The 12,511-nt window shown below is 72.1% G+C and carries 5 protein-coding genes; all 5 read right to left on the reverse strand.

Annotated elements, in window-relative coordinates:
- Positions 1–153: 153 nt before the first annotated feature.
- Positions 154–1,146: a SpoIID/LytB domain-containing protein gene (locus JYK02_RS31670; RefSeq protein WP_207056602.1), complete on the reverse strand. Its 993-nt coding sequence runs from the start codon at positions 1,144–1,146 to the stop codon at positions 154–156.
- Positions 1,147–1,349: 203 nt separating this feature from the next.
- Positions 1,350–3,653, reverse strand: coding sequence for a penicillin-binding protein 1C (gene pbpC, locus JYK02_RS31675; protein ID WP_207056603.1), 2,304 nt, complete (start codon positions 3,651–3,653; stop codon positions 1,350–1,352).
- A complete protein-coding gene (locus tag JYK02_RS31680) occupies positions 3,653–9,550 on the reverse strand; it encodes an Ig-like domain-containing alpha-2-macroglobulin family protein (RefSeq protein ID WP_207056604.1) in 5,898 nt (1,965 codons plus the stop codon). Before JYK02_RS31680 ends, pbpC begins: the two co-directional genes overlap by 1 nt.
- 424 nt (positions 9,551–9,974) lie before the next feature.
- Positions 9,975–11,414 carry a hypothetical protein gene (locus JYK02_RS31685; protein ID WP_207056605.1) on the reverse strand — a complete coding sequence of 480 codons (1,440 nt, stop codon included), beginning with the start codon at positions 11,412–11,414 and terminating at the stop codon, positions 9,975–9,977.
- Positions 11,415–11,478: 64 nt separating this feature from the next.
- Complete coding sequence (locus JYK02_RS31690) at positions 11,479–12,435, reverse strand: SDR family oxidoreductase (protein WP_207056606.1); 957 nt, start codon at positions 12,433–12,435, stop codon at positions 11,479–11,481.
- Between the last annotated feature and the right edge of the window lie 76 nt (positions 12,436–12,511).

Consider the following 12,511-nt stretch of genomic DNA (forward strand, 5'->3'; position numbering starts at 1 on the left):
CCGCACCGGGATGGCCGGTGCGCGAAGCCACCTCCCCACCGGACCGCGCGGGGCTGAGGGCTCTGGTGCAATCGATACGGAGCACACCGGGTGCTGATAAGCCCTGGCGCCGAGTCAGGAGGAGAACGCCGGAGGGCCGTCCCGCCCCCGCGTTCACTTGTCCGTGAGCTTCCCGGGGAGGGCGCGCGGGAAGTAGTGCGCGAGCAACTGCTCCGCGGTCCATCCCTGCCGTGCGAGCAGGGCCGCGCCGGCCTGACAGAGCCCGACGCCGTGACCATGGCCCTGCCCTTCGAGGAGCGCCTGGTCCCCACCGAACGTCATGGAGAACCGCGCGCTGCGGATCCGGTCCCACCCGGTGCGGGCTCCGAGCGCGCGGAAGAACGCATCACCGCGGGCATCGCGTCCTGAAGCGCGGTCCACGACGCGCACCACCGCGCCGCTGGAGTCCCGGTCCAGCAGCAGGTCCACCGCCTGCGCGGGGCCACCGAGCGCATCCGACGCGGCGGCGGACACCAGCGAGCGTGGCACGACCGCGCGCCAGGGAGACGCGGGGCAACGGTCCGGCACGGCGGCGGCACCGGTGAGGTCCGGCGCACCGAACACCGCCACGGGCTCGGCCGTGTGTCCGCCGCAGCTTGCATGGAATGGCGAGAGCGCGATGGATCCATCCGGAAGGCGCAGCACGAGTCCTTCGGTTGCGCGGGCGGCATCGCGAGCACGGCGCAGGTGGCGGGCGAAGCCTTCGCCGCGAAGGACCTGGCAGTGCGTGAGATCACAGGCCCGCGCCTCGTCATGCCGCTTGCCGGAAGCGAGCACGTAGCTGCGGGCAGTGATGGCCTGGGCGCGAAGTGCTTCGAAGGGAGTGTCGACCTCGGTCTCGCTGGCGGTGACGGCGGCGACATAGGTCTCCAGCGCGAAGCTGGCGACGACGATCAACTCCCCCTCCCGGGCCGCCAGCGACAGCGAGGCCTCGTAGCGGCGGTCCAGGCCCCGGCCCCGGACATGCCAGCGGCCCGCATCCAGCCGCAGGGCCTGAGCCTGGGGACGTCCGTCCACGACGAGCGTGTTCCCCGACGCCACGACCTCCAGCGAGCGCGGACCATCCAGCCGCAAGCGCGAGGGCCGGTGCTTGGAGAGGATCCGCACGTCGACCTGTGCGTCGGCCGTGGCCTTCGGCTCACGCGCGAGGGCGTCAGGCTTGGAGGACGAGCTCGTGCGATAGGCCGGTGCAGCAGCAGTCGGCGACCGAACATGAGTGGCCGCCGCTGAGGGCTTCGGTGCGCTCCACCCGGCACCAGGCGGCGTGCCCGCCACCAGCGCGGCGAGGAGCACGGCGATGCCCGCCGCGTTCATCGGACCCGGTACCGCGTCACCGCCAGGGGTTCGGAGCCTCCGGGCGCCCAGAGTTCCAGGCGGCGCTCCCCTTCCACCGCCGGCAGCCGCGTCACGAAGGGCGGGCGCAGTTCGATGCGGCGGCCGTCGTCCGTGCGCAGCTCCAGCAGCTTCGCTCCCTTGGGCGCCATCACCCGCACCGGCACGGCCTGCGCGCTTTCGGGCAGCTCCGGCTCCACGAGGAACTCATCCCCGTTCGCCGGCAGGATGAAGCCGGGCTGCATCCCCGGGCCTTCCTCCGCGCTCACCGACGTGGACGTCAGTCCCTCCGCCTGCGCCCACGCGAGGTACGCCGGGCCCACGTCCAGCGCGCCGTCGCTTCGATGCATCGTGCAGGCGTGGCGCGGCGCCGTGCCCGGCAGGTAGACCTCCTTCATCGCGCCGGGACAGTTCGGGCCCGCGCGCTCGCCGGACAGCGGGCAGATCTCCGCGGACTCGAAGTGGCTGCGGTCCACCAGCGGCGCGGCGCGCAGGCCCCGCATCGCCAGCGCCATCACCCGCGCGAACACCGGGCCCGCGCCCGTGATGCCGGAGACCCCGCGCATCGGCGTGCCGTCGAAGTTGCCCACCCATACCGCCACCGTGCGCTCGCGCGTGAAGCCCGCCGCCCAGTTGTCCACGTGCGCCCGGCTCGTCCCCGTCTTCGCCGCCACGCGGAACGGCAGCCGCAACGCGTTGTCCAGACCGAAGGCCGGTGCCCGCGCGGCCTCGTCCGCCAGCACGTCCGTGAGCAGCTCCACCGGCCGCGCCGCCAGGAAGCGGTGCTCCTGCATCTCCTGCGGAATCCGCAGCGCCCTGCCATCCGGCCCGAACGCCGCGCGCACCTCCAGCAACGGCCCCACCACTCCACCCCGCGCCAGCCCCCGGTACGCCCGCGCCAGCTCGCGCAGCGTCACGTCCCCGTTGCCCAGCACGATGCCCACGCCGTAGTGCGACGCGCTCTCCGTGAGGCTCTGGAAGCCCGCCTCGCGCAGCACGCGCAGCACCTGCTCCGGCCCCAGCGCGTCCGCCACCCGCACGGCCGGGATGTTGTAGCTGGACGCCAGCGCCGCCCGCAGTCGCACCGGGCCGTGCACGCGCCGATCGTAGTTCTTCGGCACGTACGCGCCGCCCGGCGTCGCCAGGTGCACCTCCACGTCAGCGAGCACGCTCGACGGCGTGAACCCCTTGCTCAGCGCCAGCCCGTACGCGAACGGCTTGAGCGCCGACCCCGGCTGCCGCAGCGAGCGCACGCCGTCGTTCTGTCCGCCCTTCTCCTCGTCCAGGAAGTCCGAGGAGCCCACGTACGCGAGCACCTCGCCCGTCGCGTTGTCCAGGACGATGGCCGCCGCCTCGCCCACGCGCCGGTGCGCCAGCCCGCGCAGCTCCTCCGTGATGGCCCGCTCCACCGCCGCCTGGAGCGCCGGGTCGATGGTCGTCTCGATGCGCGACGCCCCGTCCAGCCCCAGCTCCGGCAGCCGCTGGAGCAGCGCCGTCGTCAGGTGCGGCACCTCGAACACGCGCTCCGGAGGCACCAGGTCCAGCGGCGTCTCCTCCGCCGCCTTCGCCTCCTCCTTCGTCAGGAAGCCTTCCTCCACCATGCGCGAGAGCACGTCGCGCATCCCGGCCATCGCCATCTCCGGCCGCCGGTACGGATCCCTCCGCGCGGGCGAGCGCGCCATCCCCGCGAGCAGCGCCGCCTGTCCCGCGGACAGCCGCTCCGCCGGGCGCCCGAAGTACCGCCGCGCCGCCGCCTCCACGCCGAACGTGGAGTTCCCCAACGGCACGCGGTCCAGGTACTCCAGCATCACCTGCTCCTTGGACAGGTGCGCCGTCAGCCGCAGCGCCCACAGCGCCTCGCCGGCCTTGCCCCACCACGAGCGCTCACGCGGCACCAGCCTGCGCGCCAACTGCTGCGGAATCGTGGAGGCGCCGGACACGATGCGCCCGGCCGACACGTTGTCGCGCGCCGCCCGGGCCACCGCCACCACGTCCACGCCTGGATGCGACGTGAAGCGCTGATCCTCCGCGGCGATGAAGGCCTGCCGCACCTTCGGGGGAATGCGTCCCCCCGGAAGGCCCACACTGCGTCCGTCCTCGCGGGAGAGCACCTCGCGCAGGGCATGGCCCGTGCGGTCGGTGAGCACCAGCGAGGACAGCGCCTCGCGGGACAGCAACGTCCCCGGCAGCGGCCACGCGATGAAGCCCGCGCAGCCCACCACCACGAGCACCGTGAGGACCGCCACGGCGCGCGACAGCCCGCGAAGCGTGAGGCGCTTCATCACTTCGAAGCGACCTCGTCCGGCATCAGCACCGGGAAGCGCCCACCCTCGGAGCGGCCGAACACCTCCGGCGCGTACATCTCCTCCGCGTGCGCGGGCTTGAGCACGAAGTCACCCGGCGTCGTGGCCCGGGCGACGAAGCTCGTCACGTGCACGCCAGGGGGCAGCTCGTCGGCGAAGAACACCACGCGGTCATCCCGCATCTCCGTGTGGTTGAACGGCGACCAGAAGCGCGTCGCCCAGACGTTGTTGGGCTCGTCCGTCTCCGACAGGTCCTCCTCGCTCTCGTACTCGTAGCCCTCGCCGGGGCCCTCCTCCTCACCGGAGCCGGCGGGGCCCGGGAGGCTCGCCGTGCTGGCCAGCGACGTGTCCACCGGCTCCAGGCCCGCGGGCAGCGGCACGTCCACCGCCACGAAGTTGCGCCGCATCGGCGTGGCCACGCGCACGCGCACGCGCACCAGCTCACCCGCGCGCGCCGCCTTCGCCTGGCCGCCGCCCGAGTACGGCTCGAACCAGCGCTGGACGATGATGCCCCGGTCCAGCGGATCCACCGGCAGCTGCGCGGGCGCGTAGCGCAGGAGCGCCCCGTAGTAGAGGTTGCCCGTGCCGTTCACCCCGAAGGTGAAGGGCTGCGCCTTGTCCGCCGCGCCCAGCTTCTCCACCGGCACCTGCACCGTCTTCACGCCCATGTCGCGGCCCTTGAAGTCGGCGGAGGCAATCACCTGTCCGCCCAGCTTCACCACCGCCTCGAAGGACGGCACGGCCGTCTCCTTGCGGCGGACCACCTCCGACAGGGCCATCAGCGTGAAGGCCGCCTCCTGCGTGTTGCGGAAGCGCCCGTCACCCTCGCGCGCGGAGGCCAGGTAGCGCCCCATCTTCGACACGTAGGGGTGATCCGGCTGCACGTCCACCAGCGTCTGGAGCACGATCGCCGTGGTGCGCGTGTCGGAGGACCAGAGCGGCGCGTACGTCTTCGCGTCCGTCTCCTGGAAGTGCACGCCGGCGGCGGTCTCCTGGGCCGTGTTGAGCAGCTCCTGGAGCATCTTCTGGCCCTGCGTGCGGTTGCCCTTCCCCACGAAGATGGCGTCCGTCAGCATCGCCCGCGCGAAGAGCGGCAGCTTCTGCCGCTGCTCGAACAGCTCGTTGTAGTACGACGGCCGCGGTGCCCCCATGCGCGCCAGCGTGTAGAGCGCGAAGACCCGCGTCTCCGGCCCCACCTCGCTGCAGCCGTAGGCGCACTGCGAGCACACGCCCGCGGCCACCTTGTCCGCCAGGAACTTCTTCGCCTTGTCGAGCACGCCCGCGCTCACCGCGTAGCCGACCTCCTTCGCCCGTGCGAGCGCCAGCGTCGCGTACGCGGAGGCATACGACGACGAGCAGTCGCTGGAGGCCCAGAAGCGGAAGCCGCCGTCGTGGTTCTGGAGCGCTTCAATCTTGCGCACCGTCGCCGCCACCACCGTGTCCGGATCCAGCGTGCCCTGCGTCTTCAGCGCGTCCTCGCTGAGGAAGCCCCGGACGAACGCCTGCTTCTGCTCGTCCGAGCCGCCGGTCCACGCCACGCCGAACTTGCCGGACAGCTCGCGCAGCGCGACGAACGGCACCAGCCGCGACGACATCTGCTCCAGGCAGCCATAGGGGTAGTCCACGAGCTGGTTCATCGACTCGTCGAACCCGCCCATCACCGTGGAGGACATCGTCACCGTGAGGCCGCCCATGCCCGGACGCACGCCGCCCGGCGGCTTGAGCCCCTCCACGCGCTCGCTCGTTGTGTCGCCGTAGGTGGCCACCGCCTCCATGCCCACGGGCAACTGCACGGGGATCTTCTGCTCCACCGCGTCCGTCTCCCCGCCGCCGGCGACGGCGAACTGCAGCACCGCGGTGCCCGGCTGCTCGGCCACGAAGGTGAAGCGCACCTCGCGGGCCTTGCCGTCCAGCGACACCGTCTTCTCCGCGGGGCCCTCCACGCGCACGCCCGTGAGCTTCGCGGTGACCTTGGCCTCCTTGATGGCCGGGTTCGTGGTGTGGATGACCACGCCCGCTTCCGCCTTGTCGCCCACGCGCACCAGCCGGGGCAGCGCCGGCAGCGCCAGCAGCGGCTTGGCCACCTGCACCTTGCTCTCACCCACGCCGAAGCGGTCCGCGTCCGTCACGGCCACCGCCATGATGCGGAAGGTGGTCAGGTTGTCGGGCAGCGTGAACTCCACCTTCGCGTTGCCCTGGTCGTCCGTCTCCACCGACTGGAAGACCGCCGTCGTCTTGAAGTTGGACCGGATGCCGGAGCCCGTCGTGTCGGAGCCGCCGGAGCCGCCCGGCCGCGAGCCCTTCTCGCCGTACAGCTTGCGCAGCACCAGGTGGATGAGCGGCTCACCGATGCGCACCGACAGGCCGCGCTCCTGGAACATCGCGTCCAGCGGATCCGGCGCCTTGTAGCCCGTCAGCCGCAGCACGCCCTCGTCCACGGCCCACAGCGTCACCTCGGACTTCGCGCCCTGGCCCGCCGCGTCCTTCACCGCCACGTTCACCGTCACCTTGTCGCGCGGGCGCTTCTCCTGCGCGTCCGGCGTCAGCGCCACCGACAGGCGCTTGGACTTCTTCTCCACCCGCAGCTGCGTGTAGCCCACGCGGACGGCGGGACGGCCCGGGTCGTCACCGGACTCGATGCCCTTGGCCGCCTCCACGCGGCCGCGCACCAGCACCACGCCCACGAAGACGTTGGGGATGGCGCCCTCGCCCAGCGGGATGTCCAGCGCGGTGGCGCTGCCCTTGAGCTTCACGCGGCGCACGCTGAGCACGCCCTCGCGCTCCACGGTGACGAGCGCGTCCGCCTGCGGGTATGGGCTCTTCACCAGCACCTTCGCCGTCTCACCCACGTCGTACAGCTGCTTGTCCGCCACCAGGTCGATGCGGTCCGTGTCGTTGCGTTGCCAGGACACCCAGCCGGAGCCGGTGACGTAGAGCGAGTCGCGCGTCGTCGCCTTGCGGCCCTTCGCGTCCGTGGCCACCGCCTCCAGCACGTACAGGCCGGGCTCCGCCGGGGTGAACTTGCACTGCTGCGGCGTCGCCGCGCTCTTCACGCCGCACTTCGCGGCCTCCGTCTCCACGGGCTCCGTGACGGTGAACCACTGGCCGCCGTCGCCCTTCTTGCGGATGGACTTCCACTCGCGGCGCTTGATGTTCACGTCCACCGCGACGCCGTCCTGGCGCTTGCCCTCGGGCGACACGGCGACCACTTCCAGGCCCACCTCCTTGCCCGCTTCCGCGAAGCCGGTGGAGAGCAGGCGCAGGCCCGCGTAGACGTCCGCGGGGTGCACGATGATGAGGTTGCGGTTGGCGACGCGCTGGCGGTTGACGTCCTCCACCTCCGCCTCCAGCGTGTACTGCCACGTCTTGCCGCCCGGCGCGTCCGCGGTGCCCAGCGCCAGCGCCAGTTGGCCCTGCGCGTCCGTGCGCCCGTCACCGGAGCCGAACGAGTCGCTGCTGTGCTCCGGCTGCTCGTCGTCCCACCACCAGGTGTTCACGCCGAAGGTGAAGGCCTCGTTGCCCGGAGGCGTGAAGAAGGAGCTCTCGCGCTGCACGTTCCAGCGCACCTGCGCGTCGCCCATGGCGCCGCCGAACAGGTAGCGCGCGTCCACGCGGGCGGTGAGCGGCTCGCCGGCGGTGACGTCCCGCTTGGGCACGGCCACGTCCACGCGGAACTGCGGCGCGCGGTACTCCTCCACGCGGAAGGTGCCGCCGTAGCTCAGCGACTCGCCGCCGACCTTCAGCTTCGCGGCGATGTCGTAGAAGCCCAGGGGCAGGTCCTTGCCCAGCTTGAGGTCCGCGCGGAAGGTGCCGTACTTCGTGACGGGGGCCTCCGTTTGGAAGATCTTCTCGCCGCGCGAGCTGGTCACGGTGATCTGCGCCTTCGCGTTCGCGGGCGGCGACTTGAGCACGCCCAGGCGGCGGTAGCGCGCCACGCCCTTGAGCATCACGTCGTCACCGGGGCGGTAGATGCCGCGGTCGGCGAACACGAAGCCCAGGCTGTCCGGGACGCGGCCCTCCCACGCGCTCTGCAGCGAGAACGCGCCGGGCGACATGCCACCCTCCCACGTGGACAGCGTCACGCCGATGTCCGTGTCCTTCACCGCGGACACCATGGCCCACGGCGTGCTCCAGGAGGACTCCTCCTTGGGCTTGAGCATCTCCGACAGGCCCGGCACCTTCGCCAGGCCGTTGGCGTCCGTCGTGCCCGTCCAGTGCTCCGTGCCCTGCTTGTCCCAGAGCGTCAGCTGCGCGTCCGGCACCGGGGCGCCCGTCGCCAGCGACGTCACCCACACCACGCCGGAGGCGGCGCCCAGCTTCGCGTGCACCGCCAGGTCCGTCACCTGCCCGATGACCCGGCGCGGGTACTTCTGATTCAGCGACGGCGCGTTGAGCCGCGCGAGGAACAGGCCCGTCTTCGCCCCGCTGAACGCCGGGCGCAGGTCGAGCGGCGAGGTGCGCTGCACATTGCGCTCGGCCTGCGTGCTCACCGTCGTCCGGTAGGGCTCCGAGGACGGCCACTCGTTGGTGTCCATGAGCTGCGCGAGCTGCGCGGGGGACAGCGACCACACCTCCGCCTGCACCTCCGGGACGTTGGTGGTCGTCAGCGGGATGGAGCCGTCACCGGACGCCTCCACCAGCGCCTCGCGCGAGCCCGAGTCGAAGGACGGCTCCACGTCCGACAGCTTCGCCTGGCCCTGGAAGGCGGGGCCCGTCTGGCCGAAGAGATCCTTGTAGCCCGCGGCGACCTTGATCTTGTACGTGGTGCCGGGGCGGTAGCGGCCGGGCAGCGACACGTAGGGGAACTTCACCTCGGAGCCCGACCACGGCAGCTGCGTCTGCACGCGCTCCCAGTCGATCTCCGCCTTCGGCTCCAGCGTCACCTTGCCCTTGAGCGAGGCGACGTCCAGCTCGTTGGACGTGAAGAGGATGAGCGGGCCATAGGAGCACTGCTCCTCGCCCCAGGTGAACACGCACGCGCCGGTGGACTCCACCTTGAGCGCGCCATAGGTGGAGTACGGGCTGCGCACCGCCTCGCCCATGGGCAGCGGGCCGTCCGTGCCGGTCAGCTCACCGTCCACCACCAGGGTGAACTGCGCGCCCGCGGGCAGCTTCTGCGCGGGCTTCAGCTCGTACTTCACGCGCCGGTCCTGGGACTTGCGCTCCGGGCCGCTGCCGACCTGCGTCTCCTTCATGTCCGCGTACGCCGTCGCCTTCACCAGCGTGAGCGGCACGGGGGCGCCGCTCGCGGGCTCCAGGCGCGCGTGCTGCGCCAGGTCCTTCACGGCCTGGTTGAAGGTCAGCGTGAAGACCTGCTCCGGCTGCACCCAGCGGAACTGCGGCTCCGGCTGAGAGGACTGGAGGGACGGGCGCGGCGTCTCGAATTGGAAGCTGTACGGCTCCGCCAGCGTGGTGCCGTCCATGGCCTTGAGGCCCGCGGGCACCGTCACCGTGTACTGCGTTCCCAGCTTCACGGCGGAGCCCGGCACGAACTCCACGCTCGCGGAGCCCAGCCAGCGCCACTCGCCTTCCAGCGCGGGAGCGATCTTCGCGGGCGCCGCCAGGCCGCGCTCCGCGGCGACGGAGCCCAGGGCGATCATCGGCTTGGTGAAGGTGATGGTCGGCCGGACGTTGCCGTAGGCCTGGCCTTCGGGCCGCACGGCCGCGATGGCGAGCGGGCCCTGCGCCGCGGCGTCCTGGGCGTCGATCTTCAGCGCGGGAGGCTCGGGCAGCGGCTCGACGGCGATGCCAGGGGACTTGGAGGACGGAGTCGGCGCGGTGCCGGTCTCCGAAGGGCCGCCCTTCGCGTCCTTGTCGCCCCGCGAACACGCGGTCGCGACGACAAGGCAGAGGGCCAGCAGGGAGAGTCTGCGCATGGTGGGGCTCACAGAGTTCCAGGGCGGGCACTCGTGGATGCCCCCCCTGAAAAATGACGCGAGCACCGTACCATGGGGCCCCCCGCCCCGCCTTCACTCCCGTGTCATCCCGGCAGCAGTGGATCCGTGCCTCGGATTCCGAGCGCTTGAGAGTTCCGGACCGGGACGGGAACGCGGGTGTAACGCGGCCGGCCATCCAGCATAGGGGGGCCATCCGCGAGCACGGACGTGGGCGCGAAGGCCCGGGCAATGGACACGACGCAGCCGCCCAGCAGCTTGCGCCAGTGGGACTTGGGACGGCGAGAGGGTGACGCCATGGGTGCCTCCGGCCCGGATGGGGAGACACCAAGGTGGAAGGGGGGCCGCCCACCGGCCATCGCACCGGTGCGCGAGCACCCCTTCCTTCAACGGACAGTGCCGGGCCTCAACCGTGGAGCAGCGTGGCGCCCGCGGCGAGTCCCAGCAGGAAGGCCACGACGACGAGCAGCAGCACCCAGCGCGCGGCGACGCCCGTGGCACGCGGGGTCTGCGGGCCCACGGTGGCGCGGGTGGGCGCGGATTCATCCGGCACGAGGATGCGGACCTGGATGGCGGCGGTGCGCAGCACCTCGTCCACGTCGGTGAGGAACTTCTCGTACTCCTCCGGGACGAGCTCCAGCGGGCTGCCGTGCTGGAACTCGTAGCGCTTGGCCACGGCCTCGTGGTTGCGCAGCGAGGCCTGTCCCTTGGCCACGTCCACCCAGCCCGCGACGAGCGCCGGCGCGATGCCCTTGCGGTCCACCAGCGAGATGGCCTGCCGGGCCTGCTTGCCGCCCGCGGTGCTGGGGCCCTCGGGTTCGTCCACGCGCAGGATGCGGTGCGGGGAGCGGCCGTAGATCTTGTGCTGGAGCTCGGCCTTGAGGCGCTCCGCGAGCAGCGCGGAGTGGGTGGCGAACATCGTGCGCAGCTCGGGCGTCTGCGCGGCCTGGCTCGCCGCCTGCGCGGAGGGAAGCGGCGCGAAGATCATCGGCTCCGGGCGGCTGGCCTTCGCCGGACTGTCGGCGCGCGGCGCGCGAGGCGGTTCGGAGGCGCTTCCGTCCAGCTCCGCGCCCCGGCCCGCGTGGATGATCTCCGGCAGCGCGAACTCCTCTTCCTTCGCGGCGTCACGGCCACTGCCGCGAGGGGCGCCACCCGCGCGGGGAGGACGGACGATTTCGGGAAGGCCCTGGCCTTCCTCACGCGCGCCACTCCGGCCCGGACGAATGATCTCCGGAAGGCCTTCACCTTCCTCGCGCGCGCCACTCCGGCCTTCACGTGCGCCGCCACGACCGGGGCGGACGATCTCAGGAAGCTCCTGTCCCTCTTCGCGCGTCACCGCCCGGCCCGGGCGAGCCACTTCAGGCCTCCCCTGCCCTTCCTCGCGCGCACCGCCACGTGAGGATCGCCCGCCCTCTCCCGCACCTCCACGCGATGGACGGAAGGCGGTCTGCGGAGCGGCGAAGCCCTCGTCATCGCCGCCCTCGAGGCCCAGGTCCTCGAGCGCAGGGGGCGGAGGCGGGGGCTTGAGGCCGTCCACGCGGGTTTCCTCGACGAGGTCCTCGTCGGGAACCGGGGGCGGCGTCATCCGCGTTTCCAGGCCCGTGAACTCGGCGGCGCGCGGGGCCGCGCTCGTGGGTGGCGCGACGCGCGTCTGGTTGCCCCAGGACTTCCGGCCAGAGCTCCCCGCGGACGCACGGGCCGCCTCCGCGTCCCGCTGCGCGGTAGGCGGCACCTGGGTCCGCTCGGTGCGGACCTCCTCCGTCTCGTCCAGGTCGTCGTCGAGCGGCGCGACCCGGGTCTCATCGACCCGATCCGACTCGTCGTTCCTGCGGTGCCCCTTGGCCATGTGCGTGACCTCTCGCGTCGGACCATAGCGCTTCGTCCGGCCGCCGGGGATGGGCCGTGCCCGGTCAGTAGGCTGGCCAGTCCGGGCACACAATTTCGATGGAGCCCCCCATCCAGGACGCATAGGCCGCGTCGTCCGCGACGGTGTACGGCTTGCCGTACGTCCGCTCGAAGTGCTCGGCCCAGTGCGGCTGCGAGCCATCCAGGTCCGTGAAGCCGTACTCGCGCGCCAGCGTCCACGACGCGACCACGCGCCCCGCCCTCCGGTGGACGTCCGGATCCGCCGCCAATGCCGCCACCGCGCGCCCCACGTACGACGGCGTCTCCGACGCGATGAAGTCCGGGACCTTCTTCACCGCGTCGCGCCAGTTCGACTCCTTCACCCCGAACCCATCCAGCATCTCCTCCGAGCGCAGGAACCCCGGCGTCACCGCCAGCGCCGTGATGTTCGTGCGGCGCAGGTCGCGCGACATCGCGAACGCCAACCGGATGACCGCCATCTTCGTCACGTCGTACGCGACGCCGCCCCGGTACCCGAACGAGTCCCCGTCCGTCACCTCCACGATGAGCCCCTTGTCGCGCTCCAGCATCAACGGCACCGCGTAGCGGCTCGTCACGATGTGCGTGCCCACGGCACGGTCGAGCATGAGCCGGGCCTTCGCTGGCGACTGCTTCCAGAACGGCAGCCCCAGCTCGTGCAGCGTCTCTCCGCCCCAGATGTCGTTGACCAGCACGTCCAGCTTCCCGGCCTCCGCGCGGACGCGCTGACAAAGCGCCTCCACCTCCTCCTCCACGGCGTGGTCCACGCGCACCGCGATGCCCTTCCCGCCCAGCGCCGTCACCTGCTCCGCCGTCTCTTCAATCGTCTCCGGCCGCGAGTCCCCGCTCGCCAGCCGGCCCCGCACGCTGCGCCCGGTGCAGTACACCGTGGCCCCCGCCGCCCCCAGCATCGTCGCGATTCCCCGGCCCGCGCCCCGCGTCGCTCCCGCGACCAGGGCCACCTGTCCCTCGAGTGGCTTCATGTCCGTGCTCCCCTTTCACGCGCCACCTTGCACGCCCAATCCTGACAACCCCTGTCATGATTCGCGGCGCAGGCTG

It is taken from the genome of Corallococcus macrosporus (assembly GCF_017302985.1).
Classification (GTDB): Bacteria; Myxococcota; Myxococcia; order Myxococcales; family Myxococcaceae; genus Corallococcus; species Corallococcus macrosporus_A.

Bases quoted from the DNA above. Each gene is read 5' to 3' on its own strand.
- pbpC (WP_207056603.1), bottom strand. From the start codon at position 3,653: ATGAAGCGCCTCACGCTTCGCGGGCTGTCGCGCGCCGTGGCGGTCCTC.
- JYK02_RS31680 (WP_207056604.1), bottom strand. From the start codon at position 9,550: ATGCGCAGACTCTCCCTGCTGGCCCTCTGCCTTGTCGTCGCGACCGCG.
- JYK02_RS31685 (WP_207056605.1), bottom strand. From the start codon at position 11,414: ATGGCCAAGGGGCACCGCAGGAACGACGAGTCGGATCGGGTCGATGAG.
- JYK02_RS31690 (WP_207056606.1), bottom strand. From the start codon at position 12,435: ATGAAGCCACTCGAGGGACAGGTGGCCCTGGTCGCGGGAGCGACGCGG.